The 18,020-nt window shown below is 62.2% G+C and carries 16 protein-coding genes; 10 read left to right on the top strand and 6 right to left on the bottom strand.

Translation table 11 applies throughout. The annotated features are described in order from the left end of the window. Positions 1-76: 76 nt before the first annotated feature. Positions 77-1,006, bottom strand: coding sequence for a LysR family transcriptional regulator (locus NH234_RS04265; RefSeq protein WP_367255697.1), 930 nt, complete (start codon positions 1,004-1,006; stop codon positions 77-79). Between the two features lie 116 nt (positions 1,007-1,122). Between NH234_RS04265 and NH234_RS04260 the strand changes: the two genes are divergently transcribed. From NH234_RS04260 to NH234_RS04250, 3 genes are all read left to right on the top strand, one after another. After that, positions 1,123-1,416 carry a putative quinol monooxygenase gene (locus NH234_RS04260; protein WP_085732776.1) on the top strand — a complete coding sequence of 98 codons (294 nt, stop codon included), beginning with the start codon at positions 1,123-1,125 and terminating at the stop codon, positions 1,414-1,416. A 32-nt stretch (positions 1,417-1,448) separates the two neighbouring features. Continuing rightward, complete coding sequence (locus NH234_RS04255) at positions 1,449-2,462, top strand: zinc-binding alcohol dehydrogenase family protein (protein ID WP_085732775.1); 1,014 nt, start codon at positions 1,449-1,451, stop codon at positions 2,460-2,462. A 166-nt stretch (positions 2,463-2,628) separates the two neighbouring features. Further along, complete coding sequence (locus tag NH234_RS04250) at positions 2,629-2,802, top strand: hypothetical protein (protein WP_170929593.1); 174 nt, start codon at positions 2,629-2,631, stop codon at positions 2,800-2,802. Positions 2,803-2,812: 10 nt separating this feature from the next. On the opposite strand, the gene NH234_RS04245 is transcribed toward NH234_RS04250, so the two are convergent. Beyond that, entirely contained in the window at positions 2,813-4,015 is a 1,203-nt protein-coding gene (locus NH234_RS04245; protein WP_085732774.1) for a multidrug effflux MFS transporter, read from the bottom strand. A gap of 117 nt (positions 4,016-4,132) precedes the next feature. Next, positions 4,133-4,330 carry a heavy-metal-associated domain-containing protein gene (locus NH234_RS04240; protein WP_007958490.1) on the bottom strand — a complete coding sequence of 66 codons (198 nt, stop codon included), beginning with the start codon at positions 4,328-4,330 and terminating at the stop codon, positions 4,133-4,135. Positions 4,331-4,478: 148 nt separating this feature from the next. On the opposite strand from NH234_RS04240, the gene NH234_RS04235 reads away from it, so the two are divergent. The 3 genes from NH234_RS04235 to cueR all read left to right on the top strand — a co-directional run bounded on the left by NH234_RS04235 (position 4,479) and on the right by cueR (position 7,757). Continuing rightward, entirely contained in the window at positions 4,479-4,862 is a 384-nt protein-coding gene (locus NH234_RS04235) for a hypothetical protein (protein WP_085732773.1), read from the top strand. Between the two features lie 91 nt (positions 4,863-4,953). Continuing rightward, positions 4,954-7,347 carry a heavy metal translocating P-type ATPase gene (locus NH234_RS04230; RefSeq protein WP_367255696.1) on the top strand — a complete coding sequence of 798 codons (2,394 nt, stop codon included), beginning with the start codon at positions 4,954-4,956 and terminating at the stop codon, positions 7,345-7,347. After that, positions 7,344-7,757, top strand: coding sequence for a Cu(I)-responsive transcriptional regulator (cueR, locus tag NH234_RS04225; protein ID WP_367255695.1), 414 nt, complete (start codon positions 7,344-7,346; stop codon positions 7,755-7,757). Before NH234_RS04230 ends, cueR begins: the two co-directional genes overlap by 4 nt. On the opposite strand, the gene NH234_RS04220 is transcribed toward cueR, so the two are convergent. Together NH234_RS04220 and NH234_RS04215 are read right to left on the bottom strand one after the other, a co-directional pair. Further along, entirely contained in the window at positions 7,711-8,928 is a 1,218-nt protein-coding gene (locus NH234_RS04220) for an MFS transporter (protein ID WP_367255694.1), read from the bottom strand. The genes cueR and NH234_RS04220 overlap by 47 nt on opposite strands. Positions 8,929-8,984: 56 nt before the next feature. After that, entirely contained in the window at positions 8,985-9,881 is an 897-nt protein-coding gene (locus tag NH234_RS04215; RefSeq protein WP_085684872.1) for a PA4780 family RIO1-like protein kinase, read from the bottom strand. 442 nt (positions 9,882-10,323) lie between these two features. On the opposite strand from NH234_RS04215, the gene NH234_RS04210 reads away from it, so the two are divergent. Beyond that, entirely contained in the window at positions 10,324-12,270 is a 1,947-nt protein-coding gene (locus NH234_RS04210) for a methyl-accepting chemotaxis protein (RefSeq protein WP_367255693.1), read from the top strand. Between the two features lie 48 nt (positions 12,271-12,318). Here NH234_RS04210 and NH234_RS04205 read toward each other — a convergent pair whose 3' ends face one another. Further along, positions 12,319-13,596, bottom strand: coding sequence for an acetyl-CoA C-acetyltransferase (locus NH234_RS04205; RefSeq protein ID WP_085732768.1), 1,278 nt, complete (start codon positions 13,594-13,596; stop codon positions 12,319-12,321). Positions 13,597-13,773: 177 nt separating this feature from the next. Between NH234_RS04205 and NH234_RS04200 the strand changes: the two genes are divergently transcribed. From NH234_RS04200 to NH234_RS04190, 3 genes are all read left to right on the top strand, one after another. Beyond that, complete coding sequence (locus tag NH234_RS04200; protein WP_367255692.1) at positions 13,774-15,126, top strand: 3-oxoacyl-ACP reductase; 1,353 nt, start codon at positions 13,774-13,776, stop codon at positions 15,124-15,126. A gap of 2 nt (positions 15,127-15,128) precedes the next feature. Next, positions 15,129-15,983 (top strand): MaoC family dehydratase, encoded by an 855-nt coding sequence (locus NH234_RS04195; RefSeq protein WP_367255691.1) that lies wholly within the window; start codon positions 15,129-15,131, stop codon positions 15,981-15,983. A 350-nt stretch (positions 15,984-16,333) separates the two neighbouring features. Then, entirely contained in the window at positions 16,334-17,926 is a 1,593-nt protein-coding gene (locus NH234_RS04190; RefSeq protein ID WP_367255690.1) for a collagen-like triple helix repeat-containing protein, read from the top strand. Positions 17,927-18,020 lie beyond the last annotated feature (94 nt).

Here is an 18,020-nt window from a genome sequence, read left to right as displayed (position 1 = left end):
TTGCTCGCGGCGTCCTGCGCCGGAGCGGGTATAGCTGGTGATTGTTCCTGACAGAAATTTCGCTATTTACCTGCGACTAATGATCAACCTGCGAAAAAACGGGAAATCGGCTACTCAATTCGGCGCATCGGCTGGCGAGCATATCCCTCAGAAGGTTCACCGGCTTACTCAATTGAGCGCGATGGGCGCACAGCAGATTCAGCGGAGCCCGCTCGCAAAGCAACCCTGGCAGCAGTACTTTCAGTCGCCCGGCGAGTACATCATCAGCCACATCCAGCCAGGACTTGTAAGCGATACCCGCCCCCGCGACGGCCCATAAACGCACCACGTCGGCGTCATCGCTGAAGCGGTCGCCACTGACCGTCAGGCCGACTTCACGTTTGCCGTCATGGAAACTCCAGTGGTCATGCACCCGACTGCCCAGCATGTACAACAGGCAATTGTGCTGTGCGAGCTGTTCGAGTTGAGTCGGCTCACCATGCTTCGCCAGATAGCCGGGAGAGGCGCAAAGCACCCGCCGGTTCTGCGCGGCGATGGGTAGCGCGACCAGGCTGGAGTCTTCCGGTTCTCCATAACGCAGGGCTATATCCACCGGCTGGTGAAACAGGTCGGCGATGCGGTCGCCGAGCAGCAGACGCACGGTCAGTTTCGGGTGTTCACGCTGAAACTCATCAAGCCACGGCAACAGCAGGTTGCGGCCGAAATCCGAGGGGGCAGACAACTGCAGAATTCCGCTGACCTGATCCTGACCGCTGGCCAACAGACGGCGGCCTTCATCCAGGTTGCTCAACGCCGCCCGGGCATATTCGAGGAAGCCTTCGCCCTCGGAGGTCAGGCGCAAACTACGGGTGGAGCGTGCCAGCAGTCGTGCCCCGAGTTGTTGTTCGATACGCTTGAGCGCCGCGCTGGCCACGGCGGCGGACATGTCCATCATCCGTGCAGCGGCCGACAGGCTGCCCAGATCCGCCGCCCGGACAAACAACTGCAAGTCATCGAAACGCAGCATTTCAGCCTCGATTATCAAAAAAAAAATGAAAGAGACTGCTCTTTTAGCCGGTTTTATCTCGCGTAGAAATAGCCAATCATGCCTCCCATCGAATTCATCCCGTTCCGGAGATCAATATGTCCCAGCCATTCACAGCCATCGCCACCCTGATTGCCAAACCTGGCCAGCAGGACGCCCTCGAACAGCACCTGCGCGCACTGATCGAACCGACCCGCGCCGAAGCCGGTTGCGGCCAATACGACCTGCACCAGGACCTGGCCAACCCGCTGGCCTTCTACATGATCGAGCAGTGGGCCAGTGACAAAGCCTTGCAGGCCCACGACGACAGTGCACATATCCAGCATTTCCGCAGCAAGGCCGAGGCGTTCCTCGAACACTTCGAGCTCAAGCGTCTGCGCGCCATCGCCTGAATCATTCCTTCAAGCACCTTTCGGAGTCATCCATGAAAGCCATCGCCTATTACGCATCCCTGCCGATCAGCGACGAAAAATCCCTGCAAGACATCGAACTCCCGGAGCCGGTGGCCGGCCCGCGCGACCTGCTGGTGGAAGTCAAAGCGATTTCGGTCAACCCGGTCGACACCAAGGTTCGCCAGAACGTCGCGCCAGAAGGCGGCGCCGCCAAAGTGCTGGGCTGGGATGTGGCCGGCGTGGTCAAGTCGGTCGGCAGTGAAGTGACGCTGTTCAAGGCGGGCGACAAGGTGTTCTACGCCGGCTCCATCGCCCGGGCCGGCGGCAACAGTGAACTGCACGTGGTGGATGAACGGATCGTCGGTCATATGCCGAAAACCCTCGGTTTCGCCGAGGCCGCCGCCCTGCCGCTGACTGCCATTACGGCGTGGGAGCTGTTGTTCGAACGCCTGCAGATTCGCGAAGGCAACATCGACGAAGGTCAGAGTCTGCTGATCGTCGGCGCGGCCGGCGGCGTGGGCTCGATTCTCACTCAACTGGCCAGCCAGTTGACCGGACTCAAAGTGATCGGCACCGCTTCTCGCCCACAAACCCGCGACTGGGTAAGCGAGCTGGGCGCCGATGTGGTGATCGATCACAGTCAGCCGTTGAGCGATGAACTGAAACGCGCCGGCCTCGACCATGTGACCCACGTCGCAAGCCTGACTCAGACCGACCAGCACCTGGACCAACTGGTCGAGGCACTGGCGCCGCAAGGAAAACTGGCACTGATCGATGATCCGAAGGCGCTGGACGTGACCAAACTCAAGCGCAAGAGCCTGTCGCTGCACTGGGAGTTCATGTACACCCGCTCGCTGTTCGAAACGCCAGACATGATCGAGCAGCACAAATTGCTCAACCGGGTGGCCGACCTGATCGATGCAGGGACGTTGAAGACCACGGTGGGCGAGCACTTCGGCAAGATCAACGCGAGCAATCTGCGCCGTGCCCATGAATTGCTGGAAAGCGGCAAGGCCAAGGGGAAAATTGTTTTAGAAAGTTTCTAAAACCTGGGAGACCGCAGCCTTCGCCAGTGCCAAAAGCATCTGACGCGGGGGCTGCGGTCGCTTTTTGCCGTCAGTCAGATGCTTGACCCTTGTCACAATTGCGATCGTATTCGGGTCTACAATCGAAACCTCTGCGATGCAATCTTTTACGTCCGGGAGGTCAGCAATGAAGATCCTGATAAAAGAAGTGGCAAAGTCCCAGTGGCAAGTTCGTCTCGACCAGCACGCCGTGACATTCCGCAGTGAGGCCGAAGCTCGGGCCTTCACCCGCACCCTAGAAGCGCGTATCTACGCGCCCCATCAGATTCCCGACCTCGGCCAGCAACGCGCTGTCGGCTGAGTTCTTCCGTTCAGACTTCGGCCTGCGCCTTTGCCAGCGCCCGGGCATTCTGTATGCGCCGGGTGAGCATCGCCGTGCTGACCACCAACAGACCGCACAGGCTGATGACCATGGCCATCGGCACGGCTGTGCCATCGTGCAAAACCCCCACCAGCGCCGAAGCCCCGGCGGCGACGCTGAACTGCATGCTGCCGAGCAATGCTGACGCACTGCCGGCGCGAGCGCCCTGCCCGTTCATCGCACTCGCCGCCGCATTGGGGCTGATGCAACCAAGACTCGCCACGCAAATGAACAATGGAATCAGCAGCGGCCACAGTGCCTCGGTGTGCAGGGCGCTGACCCCGAGCAGCGTCAGTCCGGCGCCGAAATAAACCCAGACCGCCCGTGACAGTAGAAACGCCGGGCCGCGCTTGGCCAACAATCGCGCATTGACCTGCGCCACCAGAATGAACCCTGCGGCGTTGGTACCGAACAGCCAGCCGAAATGCTCGGCGGGTACGCCATACAGCTTGATGAAAATGAACGGCGAGCCGGCAATGTAGGCAAACATCCCGGCGATGGCGATGCCGCCGGTCAGGGCATGGCCCATGTAAACCGGGTCGGTCAGCAGTCGACCGTACTGACGCAGTGCACCGGACAGTGGCTGGCGCGGAACATGGGCCGGCAGACTTTCCGGCAGGCCGAGGGCCACCGCCAGGCCGGCCAGGGCACTGAACCCGGTCAGCACCAGGAAGATCGACTGCCAACCCGTCGTGTTCACCAGCAGGCCGCCGAGCATTGGCGCCAGAATCGGTGCCAGCCCCATTACCAGCATCAGTTGCGAAAAGACTTTAGCCGAACCCACAGCGTCGCATTTGTCAGCGACCACCGCCCGGGAAATCACCATCCCCGCGCATCCGCCCAGTGCCTGCACGAGCCGCGCACCGATCAGCCATTCCAGATTCGGCGCGTAGGCGCAGGCCACCGACGCCAGCGTGAACAGCGTCAGACCAATGAGCAGCGGAATCCGCCGACCGAAGCGATCCGCCAAAGGCCCGTAAGCCAGTTGGCCGATGGACAGGCCGAAAAAGTAAGCCGACAGCGTCAGCTGGACGTGTTTCTCATCCGTGCCGAACGCCAGCGCCATGGTTGGAAAGGCGGGAAGATAGAAATCGATTGCCAACGGACCGAATGCGGTCAAGGCACCGAGAATCAGAAGGGTACGGAAGTTCATCAGGCGTCCAGTTCGGGCGGCGGTTGGGTTGGGCAGTCGGACTGACTATGCAGCCCGACAGTCTAGCCGCGCGAGGACACCTTGAACAATCCGGTAGCTCGCTAACTATTAAAAAGATCAGGCGAGTTTGATGGCATAACCTTCTTCGCTGATCGCCTCGATCACTTGCTCGGCGCTCAACGCACTTTCGACGCCGACTTCCTTCGCTGCCAGATCGACCCGCACGCTGGCGGCCGGATCCTTGCTCTGCACCGCCTGGGTGACGGCTTTGACACAGTGACCGCAGGACATGCCTTCAACAGTGAACACTTGCATGGAATGACTCCTTTGAGTGAGGTTGCCGGCAGTTTCGAGCTTGCCACGATGGCAAGGTCAAGTTCTGCAAAAAACTGCCGGGCTGGCAATCGGCGCCGCGCTCGGCCAAGCTGCGTGCATCAATGACATGAATTCAGGAGATTCAGCCATGCGCTGGTCAGCTTTCAGCCTGTTTGGCTTTCTCAGCCTCTTTGCCGCGATCCCTTCGGTGCATGCCGCCGGAGAAGATTACGGGGTGCTGATCATTTCCCGCGAGCGCCTGGAAGTCGCGACCTCGTGCGAAATCGGCGTGTACATCCAGGATCAACTGTCGGCGCGACTGTTCCAGGAACAAAGCACTTCGTTCAACCTGCCGCCGGGCAATGTCTCGCTGCGCCTGAAACTGCTGCCAGGGCAAATGCCGGGTTGCAACCCGGGCATGCTCGCGCCGGGCTCGCAGGAGATCAAACTGCATGCCGGCGACATCCTGAAATTCCGCATCGCGATGAATGCGGAAGGCATGTACCTCAAGCGCACCGACCTCGGTTATTGACTTACCCGGATCGGGCGGCGGAATCTGGCGCTTGACCTTGCCAGCATGGCAAGGTTGATCCTGTAGGCATCCACTACAGGGAGTACGACCGATGTCCGATTCCATCACGTTTGATCTGCCCATCAGCGGCATGACCTGCGCCAGTTGCGCCGGCCGTGTCGAGCGGGCGCTGAGCAAAGTCAGCGGCGCCAGTGCCGTCAGTGTCAACCTCGCCACCGAGCAGGCCAGGGTGCAGGCCCCCGGCGACAGCCTGCCGGCGCTGGTGGAGGCAGTCGAACGCGCCGGTTACAGCGTGCCGCAGCACACCGTGGAATTGAACATCGACGGCATGACCTGCGCGTCCTGCGTGGGTCGTGTCGAACGCGCCCTGAACAAGGTTGCGGGGGTGAAAAGCGTCAGCGTCAACCTCGCCAATGAGCGCGCTCATCTTGAACTGCTCGGCGCGGTCAACCCGCAAACCCTGATCGCCGCGGTGAGCAAGGCCGGTTATTCGGCCAGCCTCTTCGAACTTGAACACCCTCAATCTGACAATCGCCAGCAACGCCTGAATCATGAGCGCTGGGCGCTGATCTGCGCCATCGCCCTCGCCTTGCCGCTGGTGCTGCCGATGCTGCTGCAACCGTTCGGTATTCACTGGATGCTGCCGGCCTGGGCGCAGTTCGCCCTCGCGACCCCGGTGCAGTTCATCTTCGGCGCGCGGTTCTATGTGGCTGCTTGGAAAGCCGTGCGCGCCGGCGCCGGCAACATGGACTTGCTGGTAGCGCTGGGCACCAGCGCCGGTTATGGCCTGAGTCTCTATGAATGGGCGACCGCTGCCGGGCGCATGCCGCATCTGTATTTCGAGGCCTCGGCGGTGGTCATCGCGCTGGTGCTGCTCGGCAAATACCTGGAAAGCCGCGCCAAACGCCAGACCGCCAGCGCCATCCGTGCCCTGGAGGCGTTGCGGCCGGAGCGGGCGATTCAAGTCATCGAAGGCCGTGAACAGGACGTCGCCATCAGTGCCCTGCGCCTCGGCGATCTGGTATTGGTCAAACCCGGCGAACGTTTCCCGGTGGACGGCGAAGTGCTGGAAGGCCAGAGCCACGCCGACGAAGCGTTGATCAGCGGCGAAAGCCTGCCGGTGCCCAAGCAACCGGGCGACAAGGTCACCGGCGGTGCAATCAACGGCGAAGGCCGTTTGTTGGTGAGGACCACGGCGCTCGGTGCGGAAAGCGTACTGGCGCGGATCATTCGTCTGGTGGAAGACGCACAGGCCGCGAAGGCGCCGATCCAGAAACTGGTGGATAAAGTCAGTCAGGTGTTCGTGCCGACGGTTCTGCTGCTGGCCCTGGCCACGCTGATCGGCTGGTGGCTATACGGCGCGCCGCTGGAGACGGCGTTGATCAACGCCGTCGCGGTGCTGGTGATCGCCTGCCCCTGCGCCCTCGGCCTGGCGACACCGACCGCAATCATGGCCGGCACTGGCGTGGCCGCGCGGCACGGGATTTTGATCAAGGACGCCGAAGCTCTGGAGCGCGCCCATGAAGTCAGCGCCGTGGTGTTCGACAAGACTGGAACACTGACCTCCGGCACGCCGCGCATTGCGCATTTCAGTGCAATCGACGGTGACGAAAACGCCTTGCTGGCAGCGGCCGGCGCTCTGCAACGCGGCAGCGAACATCCGCTGGCCAAAGCGGTGCTGGATGCCTGTGCCGAACGTAGCCTGAACGTACCGGATGTGAGCGACAGCCAGTCCCTGACCGGTCGCGGCATCGCCGGCAGCCTCGACGGCCGACGCCTGGCGCTGGGTAACCGTCGCTTGCTGGAAGAAAGCGGTCTGAACGCCGGAAACCTGAGCGAGTCGGCCCAGGCCTGGGAAACCGAAGGCCGCACGCTGTCCTGGCTGATCGAGCAAAGCCCCGAGCCACGCGTACTCGGTCTTTTCGCCTTCGGCGATACCCTCAAGCCCGGCGCGCTGCACGCGGTGCAACAACTGGCGACCCAGCACATCCACAGCCACCTGCTGACCGGCGACAACCGTGGCAGCGCTCGCGTCGTCGCCGAAGCGCTGGGCATCGAAAACGTCCACGCCGAAGTGCTGCCGGCGGAAAAAGCCGCCACCGTCGCCGAGCTGAAAAAAACCTGGGTCGTGGCCATGGTCGGCGACGGCATCAACGACGCCCCCGCGCTGGCCGCTGCCGATATCGGCATCGCCATGGGCGGCGGCACCGACGTGGCCATGCACGCCGCCGGTATCACCCTGATGCGCGGCGATCCGCGACTGGTACCCGCGGCGCTGGAAATCAGCCGCAAGACTTACGCGAAGATCCGCCAGAACCTGTTCTGGGCCTTCATCTACAACCTGATCGGCATTCCGCTGGCGGCGTTCGGCTTTCTCAATCCGGTGCTGGCCGGTGCGGCGATGGCCCTGTCGAGCGTCAGCGTGGTAAGCAATGCGCTACTGTTGAAAACCTGGAAACCCGAGGATCTGGAGGACAACCGATGAACATCGGCCAAGCGGCCCGCCACAGTGGCCTGAGCGCGAAAATGATCCGGTATTACGAGTCGATCGGCCTGCTCAAGGCTGCCCATCGCACCGACAGCGGCTATCGCCTCTACGGTGACGATGACCTGCACACGCTGGCGTTCATCAAGCGCTCGCGGGACCTGGGATTTTCGCTGGAGGAAGTCGGCAAGTTACTGACGCTCTGGCAGGACCGCCAGCGCGCCAGCGCCGATGTGAAGGCCCTGGCCCGCCAGCACATCGACGAGCTGAATCAAAAGATCCGCGAACTCGGCGAACTGCGCGACACCCTGCAGGATCTGGTCGAACACTGCCACGGCGACCACCGCCCGGACTGCCCGATCCTCAAGGAACTGGCGTCGGGCTGCTGCGCGCAACCCGCTCGCGCCTGAGCAGCAGGGCTTTCATCGACAGCACAGTGGCTAGGGGAATGCCGTGGAACAGCAACACCACGGCCCCCGGCGCCCACCACTCATAGAACGGTGCGGCGATCAGCATGCCGACGCCGAACCCGGTCATCTGCAACAGCGTCAGGAAACTGAAGATCGGCAGGCGCAAAGGCTCCGGCTCCCGTTGCAGCCGTGACATCAGGCCGACTTCCGAGACCCCGTCACCTAACCCGGCCGGCAGCGAAAACAGCAACAGACCGACGACGCTGTGCTGCTGGAACATCAGGATGAAACCGCAGGACATCAACAACACGCCGCCGAAGTAGCGGCGCTCCAGATTGATGTTGTCCGAGCCGTTCAAGCGACTGGCGATCCGCGCCCCCAGCAGTTTGCCGCTGGCCCACACCGCAAGCATCAGGCCCAGCGTGGTGCTCGCCGAGTCCGGCGTCAGCAATTTGGAAATGATCGGAAATCCGACGTTGTGCGCTGCGCTTCCGAGGGTGTCAGCCATGGTCACCGCCAGCATCGCCGCCACCACCGGAGCGCTGCGCAACCCCTGCAGCAACGCCGACCATTCCCCCTGTTTAGCGCAGGATTCAGCCACTGGCTCCGTTGCGCTGAACCGCAGCGGCGCGATCAACACTGCCGCCAATAGATAGGTCAGCACATTCAGCGCGAATACAGTTTCAAAACCAAACCCCGCGACCAGCACCCCGGACACCAGACTGCCGCCGACCATCGCCATGGACGAGGCGGAGGTGATCCAGGCATTGGTCTTGAGTAACTGCGCCGGTTCGATCAATCGCGGCAACTGGCTGTTGAGGCCGATGGCGAACATCGAATTGCCAAAACCCAGACCGAACGCAATCAGCGGCAGCAACAACGCCTGCTGACTGACCGGCACGATCAGCAATAAACCGAGCACAGCGGCGCGCAGCAGATCGAAGGCAATCAACGGCCAGCGACCGCTGCATCGACGATAAAACGCGGTGCCGATCAGGCTGGCGAAAATCCCGCCGCCCACGCGACTGGCCAGGAAGATCCCCACGCTCATGGCGCTGTTGCTCAGCAGGTAGACATAAGTGGCCAGCGCCACCATGTTGAGGAACGCGCCGAAATCGGAAATCAGCCGGGCCGTGATGATCAACCGGGCATTGCGGGAAGTGGTGGTCACAATCAATCCTTGAATGTGTAAAACCCGGCCGAAGCCGGGTTTTCCTTTTCAGATGCTCACTGCATCCACGGTGGCGGAGGCGGTTCGTCGGACTTGCCCTTGGGCTCGTCGTCCGCCGCGCGGATGGCTTGCTTGCGCTCCTCATCCAGACGCGCCGCTTCGATCTCGCGCAGCACTCCGCCGACATCGGCCAGGTCCTCGGGATCGTCGAACTCGCCGGTCAGCACGCTGGCCGGGTGCAACGTACCCGCTTCGTATAACGCCCACATTTCCTTGGCGTATCGGGTCTTCTTCAACTCCGGGGCGAAGCGACCGAAATACGACGCCATGTTGCCGACGTCACGTTCGAGCATGCTGAACGCGTGGTTGTTGCCGGCGGCGTCCACCGCTTGCGGCAGGTCGATGATGACCGGCCCTGTCGGCGTCAGCAGCACGTTGAACTCCGAGAGGTCACCGTGCACCAGACCGGTACACAACATCAGCACGATCTGCGAAATCAGGAACGCGTGATATTCGCGGGCCTGATCCGGCTCCAGCACCACGTCGTTCAGACGCGGTGCGGCATCGCCGTATTCGTCGGCCACCAGTTCCATCAGCAGCACGCCTTCGAGGAAATCGTACGGCTTGGGCACCCGCACACCGGCGTTGGCCAGGCGGAACAGCGCCGCGACTTCGGCGTTCTGCCAGGCGTCTTCGGCTTCCTTGCGCCCGAACTTGGAACCCTTGGCCATCGCCCGGGCCTGTCGGCTGTTACGAACCTTGCGGCCTTCCTGATACTCGGCCGCCTGGCGGAAACTGCGTTTGTTCGCCTCCTTGTAGACCTTTGCGCAACGTAACTGATTGCCGCAGCGCACCACATAAACAGCTGCTTCTTTGCCACTCATGAGTGGACGCAGCACTTCGTCGACCAGACCGTCCTCGATCAGGGGTTCAATGCGTTTTGGAGTCTTCATCAGCTTTTATTGTGGGTCCTTTATTACCAAACACGCGAATGTCACTCGTTATACGGCAATCCTCGCATCACGGGGAGGGGTTGCCGACCTGTGAACCTGTGGATGCACACACTGTGCCGGATAAACCGGGCCGATCCGCCTCTTTATCGACTGCTGCGAATCATAGCCGAGGCTGTCGGAGTTGTTGGCGACAGGACTTGAGGGCATTTGCGACAGAATCTGACATCCCGCCGAACACCGCTCACAATAATTTTCTTTTGCAGCCTCAATTTCCCTCACGCGCGGCCGAATTCATTTGAGGCAGAGGAATTTGTCCGACAATCGTTTCAAAAAAATCTTCGATGTCGCACTCAAGGAAACGGGTGAGAAATACGTTTTTCGGCTGCCAATAAACCGCGAGTCATCTGCACTGCGTGGGCCTACAAGAAAATCTGGAGCGCGGATGAACATCAAACAGAAGTTGACCTGGGCGTTTGCAATCATCGCCTGCTTGCCCGTGGTACTGGTCGCCACGCTGGTGGTACTGAACCTGCGCAGCGATGCCCGGGAAGGCTTTGTCGACAGCAGCGGACGCGAGATCCGACAGGTCAGCAACGCCATGCAGCTGTTTTTCGACGGCATCAGCCAGAACGTCGATTACCTGGCGGCGCAGCCCCTGGTCAAAAACGCCGACGGCACCGTACGCAGCCGCATGAGCGCGAACGCCGCCGATACCTCCGACGGAGAAATCGACAAGCAACTGTTTGCCCTGTTCGAAGGGCTGGCGAAATCTCACCCGGCCTACTCCTATGTTTCCTATGGCCTGAGCAGCGGCGGCTACGCCTTCTGGCCGGGCGACCCGAAAATGGCCAACTACGACCCGCGTACCCGCCCGTGGTACAAGACCGCCATGGCCAACCCGGGCAAGACCCTGCGCACCGAAGCCTATTATTGGGCCGGCGATGACGCGGTACTGGTCAGCACCGTGCGCGCAGTGGCCAACCAGTTGGGCGCCCAGGGTGGCGTGGTCAACATTGACGTGTCGCTCAAGCAACTGACCGAGATCGTCAAACAGATCAAGCTCGGTGAAAGCGGTTACCTGATGCTGATGGAAAACACCGGCACGGTGCTGGTCGATCCGAAGCAACCGGAGCACAACTTCAAGAAGCTCGACAGCCTCGGCGACGGTTACGCACAACTGGCCAAGGCCGGCAAAGGCCTGGTGGAAGTCAAGCTCAACGGCGAACGCTACATGGCCAACGTCTGGCCGTCGGAGCAATTGGGCTGGACCTTCATCGGCCTGATCAAACAGAACGAAGTGATGAGTTCCGCCACTCAACTGACCTGGCTGATCGCGATCATCGCGGCCGTGCTGGCAGCATTTTTCGCCGTCGTCGGCGCCAGTTTCGCCAGCCTGATCGTAAGGCCGATCCGCAGCGTGGCCAGCGGTCTGGAAGGTATCGCCCAGGGCGAAGGCGACCTGACCAAGAGCCTCGACATCCGTGGCAGCGACGAAACCGCGCAACTGGCCAACTGGTTCAACCAGTTCCTCACCGCGATCCGCAGCCTGATCCAACACATCGGCGGCGCGGCCGGAAAAATCCTCGCCACTTCGCAGAGCTCGACCCGGGTCTCCGGCGACATGGCCGAAGCCGCCGGACGCCAGCGCGAAGCGGTGGATATGGTCTCGACCGCGTTCCACGAAATGGTCGCCACCGCCAACGAAGTCGCCCGCTCGTGTAGCCAGGCAGCCGAGTCGGCCGACAGCGGCCAGCGCCAGGCCCGCGAAGGTCAGCAGCAGATCGATGCGGCGGTGCACAGTGTCGACCAACTGAGCCAGGAACTGGAGCAATCGGCGCAGTCGATGCAGCAACTGGAACGCGACAGCAACGACATCCAGTCGATCCTCGGCACCATCCGCTCCATCGCCGAACAGACCAACCTGCTGGCGCTCAACGCGGCTATCGAAGCAGCGCGGGCCGGTGAACAGGGGCGTGGATTTGCGGTGGTCGCCGATGAGGTTCGCGCATTGGCCAAGCGCACGGCGGATTCGACGGCGGAAATCGACGGGCTGCTGGGCAATCTGGCGAAGCGCACCAGCGCGGTGACCCAGCAGATGCGTGCCAGTCTTGATGTGTCGCAGCAATCGGTGGCACGGATTGGTGAGGCGCGGGAGAGCTTTGGGCAGATCCGTGAGTCGGTGGATGTGATTCGTGACATGAACACTCAGATCGCGACTGCGGCGGAAGAGCAGCATCAGGTGGCCGAGGACATCAATCGGCATATCAGCCAGATTCATGGTGATGCGCAGCTGGTGGCGGAGCTGGCGAATTCGGCGCGGCTGGATTCGCAGAGTCTGGCGGGGTTGTCGAATGAGCTGGATGGGTTAGTGCGCAGGTTCCGTACCTGAATAACCTTTGGAGGCCCCTCTCCTTTTGGGGAGGGGCGTCTTGTTCTTTCAGCGCTCGATGATCGCTGTCACACCCTGTCCGCCAGCCGCACAAATCGAAATCAACCCCCGCCCCTGCCCCGCCGCATCCAGCAACTTCGCCAGATTGGCAACGATCCGCCCGCCCGTCGCGGCAAACGGGTGCCCCGCCGCCAGCGAGCTGCCCTTGACGTTCAAGCGGCTGCGATCAATCGAACCCAACGGCGCATCAAGCCCGAGTCGGGATTTGCAGTACTCCGGATCTTCCCAGGCCTTGAGCGTGCACAACACCTGAGCGGCAAATGCCTCGTGGATTTCGTAGTAGTCGAAATCCTGCAAGGTCAGACCATTGCGCGCCAGCAAGCGCGGCACCGCGTACACCGGGGCCATCAGCAGCCCTTCGGCCCCGTTGACGAAATCCACCGCCGCCGCTTCACCGTCGCGCAGATACGCGAGGATCGGCAAACCACGCTCTTTCGCCCACTCTTCGCTGCCCAGCAACACTACCGACGCGCCATCGGTCAGTGGCGTGGAGTTGCCGGCGGTCAGCGTGCCCTTGGCGCTTTTCTCGAAGGCCGGTTTCAGGGTCGCGAGTTTTTCCAGGGTCAGGTCCGGGCGCAGGTTGTTGTCGCGGGTCAGGCCGAGGAACGGCGTCATCAGGTCGTTGTGCCAGCCTTCGCTGTAGGACGCCGCCAGTTTGTGGTGACTTTCGAGGGCCAGTTGATCCTGCTCTTCGCGAGGAATGTTCCAGGTCTGTGCCATCAGTTCACAGTGCTGGCCCATCGACAGGCCGGTGCGCGGTTCGCCGTTGCGCGGGAATTCGGGGATCAGGTGTTTCGGACGCAGTTGCAGGAAGGTCTTGAGCTTGTCGCCGGTGGTCTTGGCGCGGTTGGCTTGCAGGAGGATTTTGCGCAGGCCTTCGCTGACGCTGATCGGCGCGTCCGACGTAGTGTCGACACCGCCGGCAATGCCGCAATCGATCTGCCCGAGGGCGATCTTGTTCGCCACCAGCAACGCGGCTTCCAGACCGGTGCCGCAGGCCTGCTGGATGTCATAGGCCGGAGTCGCCGGTGACAGACGCGAGCCGAGCACGCATTCGCGGGTCAGGTTCATATCCCGTGACAATTTCAGCACCGCCCCCGCGACCACTTCACCCATGCGCTGGCCGTGCAGGTTGTAGCGTTCGATCAGGCCTTCCAAGGCAGCGGTGAGCATCACCTGATTGCTCGCGGTGGCATACGGCCCGTTGGAACGGGCGAACGGAATACGGTTGCCACCAATGATCGCGACGCGGCGCAGCTGACTCATGAAAAGCTCCTTGTGAAATATCCAGTCTGAAAATCGGGCACTGAAAATCCCGTCGGGCCCCAAAAACACCGGGGGCAAACTACTCTGCTGTTCTAGCGTAGGCCTTATTGCGTGGATCGAACGATTGATTGCCCTTCGCAGTCCACACTTTGAACCCCATCTTCTGGAGAGCGTTCCATGTCTGACCGCTATATCGACTTCGCAAACTCGTCCATCGGCCACCGTCTGGTCGGGGCTTTGGGCCTGCCGTCGCCGGTGCGGCTGGAACGCTGGCAGGCCGGGCGCCTGCGGCCGGTGGAGGGCGCGCTGCTGATCGGCGGCGGGGCGCTGGCCGAACGGGTCAGCGCCTTTGCCAACCGACTGACCGATGCCATTTATCGCTACGGCGATCAGCCTGCGGCCGCCACCCAATGGATTCCCGGCCATGGCCCGAAACTCAAGGCCGTGGTGTTCGACGCCAGCGATTTGCAGCACACCGACCAGCTCAAGCAACTACGCGAGTTTTTCCAGCCATTGATGAAAAACCTCGACAGCAGCGCGCACCTGGTGATCCTTGGCCGCGCCCCGGAAACCCTGCGCGAACCGTTCGCCGCCAGTGCACAGCGCGCACTTGAAGGTTTCTCCCGTTCGCTGGCCAAGGAGCTGCGCAGCGGCGGCACACTGCAATTGATTTACGTGGGCGAAGGCGCCGAGGATCAGCTCGAGGGGCCGCTGCGGTTTTTCCTCTCGCCGAAAAGCGCATTTGTCTCCGGGCAAGTGATTCGCCTGAACCCTTGCGCCACACCGGTAACCGACTGGACACGCCCGCTGGCCGGGCGAAAGGCGCTGGTCACCGGCGCGGCTCGCGGCATCGGCGCCTCCATCGCCGAAACCCTGGCCCGTGACGGCGCCGAGGTGATTCTGCTCGACGTACCGCCAGCCAAGACCGATCTGGAAGCCTTGGCCGCGCGCCTCGGTGGGCGCGCCATCACCCTCGACATCTGCGCGGAAGACGCCGCCGCGCAACTGATCGAACAGTTGCCGGACGGCCTCGACATTCTGGTGCACAACGCCGGCATCACCCGCGACAAGACCCTGGCCAACATGACGCCCGAGTTCTGGGACGCGGTGCTCGCGGTCAATCTCAACGCACCGCAAGTGCTGACCAAGGCCCTGCTCGACAGCGGCACCCTGCGCGATAACGCGCGGGTGATTCTGCTGGCCTCGATCAGCGGCATCGCCGGCAATCGCGGGCAGACCAATTACGCGGCGAGCAAGGCCGGGCTGATCGGGCTGGCCCAGGCCTGGGCGCCGACCCTGCTGGAACGCGGCATCAGCATCAACGCCGTGGCGCCGGGGTTTATCGAGACCCAGATGACCGCGCACATTCCTTTTGGTCTGCGTGAGGCCGGGCGACGCATGAGTTCGCTGGGCCAGGGCGGTCTGCCGCAAGATGTCGCCGAAGCAGTGGCATGGCTCGCACAACCGGGCACCGGCGCGTTCACCGGGCAGGCGCTGCGGGTCTGTGGACAAAGCGTTCTGGGGGCTTAGGCATGAGCATCGAATGGCATACGCTGCACCGCGAACCAAGTCTGCCGGGGCTGTATGCCCGGGCTGCGACCCGGCGCAAAATCACTGGCACCCGTTTGCCCGACAGCGGCTTGCGCTGCGCGGTCGACATCGACGGCAAGCGTCTGGCGGCTTATCGCAAGGTCTGCGGTTTTGCCGATGACGGTCTGCTGCCGCCGACGTATCCACACGTCCTGGCGTTTGCGTTGCAGATGCAATTGCTCACGGCCAAAGACTTTCCATTCCCGCTGTTGGGGCTGATTCACCTGAGCAACCGCATCCGCATTCTGCGGCCAATGGGCGGCATCAGTCGGGCGCAGATCAGCGTTCGGGTGCACAACCTGCAACCGCATCCGAAAGGCGCGACCTTCGATCTGCTGACCACCCTCGACGATCAACTCGGCCCGTTGTGGGAGGCCGAAAGCCAGATGCTCTGTCGAGGCGTGAAACTTGAGGGCGAGGCGCTCGAACAAGTGTGGGAACCTGCGCTGCCCTTGATGCAGGTTGCGCAATGGAAAGCCCCGACAGACATTGGTCGGCAGTACGCCAAAATATCCGGCGACTACAACCCTATCCACCTGAGCGCGGCAAGTGCAAAGTTGTTCGGTTTCCCCACGGCCATTGCCCACGGTTTGTGGAACAAGGCACGTACGTTGGCGGCGCTGGCAGATCATCTGCCACGCGCCAATCTGGAAATTGCCGTGTACTTTCGCAAGCCGGTGCGTCTGCCGAGCGAAGTATCGCTGTTCGCCAGCGCTGCGGGATCCAGCGGTGAATTGCGCCTGATCGGTGCCGGGGATCTGGAGCACATGGTCGGCCACTGGCAACCGGTTGCCTGAGTCGATCCACCGCTTCAGTCGCTACCCCGCTCCTGGCGGGGTACGATCCCCACGCGCGAAACATGATTAATTGTGTGTATATAACTTAAGTTTTTTCTCCCGCCATCCACTTCCTTGCCAAACACCAGGCCTTGATTCTCAAGGCTTTTTTTTGCGTGTCTATATCCTCGGCATTAGTCGTTAAGCACCAGGTTCACCGATCTATATAAAGGCGTTAATACCAAGTCGAGAATGGTGTGGATCCAGCCTTGCGATTGATATGGGCACAACGGGCGAAGGCATTGCCGGCAACAGAACCGGCGGGCCATCGAAGACAACGAACGTTGTGACAGGTGCAAGGAATTACCATCATGAAAACTCAAGTGTGGTGCAAATCGGCAACAGCGCTGGCATTGATTCTTTCTCTCGGTCTCTCCGGTTGCAGCAGCGGCGGTGGCGGCCATCACAGCAGCTCCGGCAGTTCCTCGCCGGACAGTTCCACCGCAGGCACTGGTGGAACATCGGGCACCGGTGCCGGGACCGGCACGGCAGGCACTGACACTGGAACCGGCACTGGAACCGGCACTGGCGGGACAGCAGGCACCGGTGGAACCGGGGGCACTGGCACCACCAATCCGACGAACCCGACCAACCCGACGAATCCCACTAACCCAACTGATCCAACTGATCCAACAAACCCGAGCACCCCTTCGCCCTTGGTCACTTCGACGCTGGTGCAGGATGTTGGCACCACCGTTGCCGGCGTCGGCAGCGGCGTAGGTCAGGTGGGTGACTCACTCAGTGGTGTGCCCGTGGTCGGCGGCGTTGTGCAAAGTGCAGCCAAGACCGCCGGCAACGTCGTGACCACTCTGGGTGACGGCGTAGCTAACGGTATCGGCAAATTGGGTACGACCGATAATGGCCTGGGTGTGACAGCCTCGGCGGTCGGCGGCGTGGTACAAGATGTCGGCAACGGCGTGTCCGATCTGAGCGGCAAACTGGCCACGGGCACAGGCAGCGTTCCGGTAGTCGGCGGCGTGGTCACCAAGGTCGCGCCGCTGCTCGATGGTGTCGGTGAGAAAGTCACCATGATCGGCGACACCCTCAGCACAGCTACGACCACCGGTCCCCTCGGATCGGTGACCAAAAACGTCGGCAACAGCCTGGTGCCAGTGATCGCCATGGTAGAAAGCACCACCGACAAACTCGGCAGCGCCACCGGCCTGGGTGCACCGCTGAACGGGATCGTTCAGAAAGTCGGCAGCACCGTCAACGGCGTGGGCAACAACGTCACCGCGGCCGGCAATGGCAATGCCCTCACCAACACCGTCGGCGGTGCACTGAGCAACGTCGGCACGACTGTCGGCAAGGTCGGCGGGGTGGTGGACAACGGCACCGGCTCGGGAACCGGCACCGGTAGCGGACTGGGCAACAATGGCCTGCTGCAGACCGTCGGCGGCGCGGTAGCCAATGTCGGCACCGGGCTGGCGGCCGGCAACGGCGCGCTCGGCGCACCCGGTGGCGTACTGGCATCGGCCGGTAATACCGTGGCTTCGCTCAACACCGTGCTTGGCGGTTCGGGCACACCAATCACTGCACCCACCACACCCCTGGCAACCCTGGGCACCAACGTCGGCGGCGGGATCGCTCCCGTCACCACCGCCGTCACCGGTCTGACCCAGAACGTCGGCAGTGCCACCGGTCTCGGAGCTCCGGTTGCCAGCGTCACCAGTCAGGTTGGCGGTGCGGTCGGCAATCTGGGTAGCACCATCGCCGGCACCAACAGTAACCCCGTCGTGACCGCGGTCGGCAACACGGTCGTCACCGTGGGCAATACCGTCACCGCCGTCGGCGGACTGGTGAACGGCGGCGCCGCGACTGGTGGCTCAGGCACTGGCGTCGGCGCAGGTCTGGGAAGTGTCCTCGGCGGCCTGACCGGTACTCTGGGCGGCAACAATCGCTGAATTGCACCTGGCCGATTCGACGGCCTAACCTACAGCGCCTACGCTTGGTTGAGGGCGGAAGATTCCCACGAGTCTTCCGCTTTTTTCTTAGGAG

The sequence above is a fragment of the Pseudomonas sp. stari2 genome (genome assembly GCF_040760005.1).
Classification (GTDB): Bacteria; Pseudomonadota; Gammaproteobacteria; order Pseudomonadales; family Pseudomonadaceae; genus Aquipseudomonas.
The sequence above is the reverse complement of the archived record's forward strand: the minus strand, read 5'-3'. Positions and strand labels throughout refer to the sequence as shown.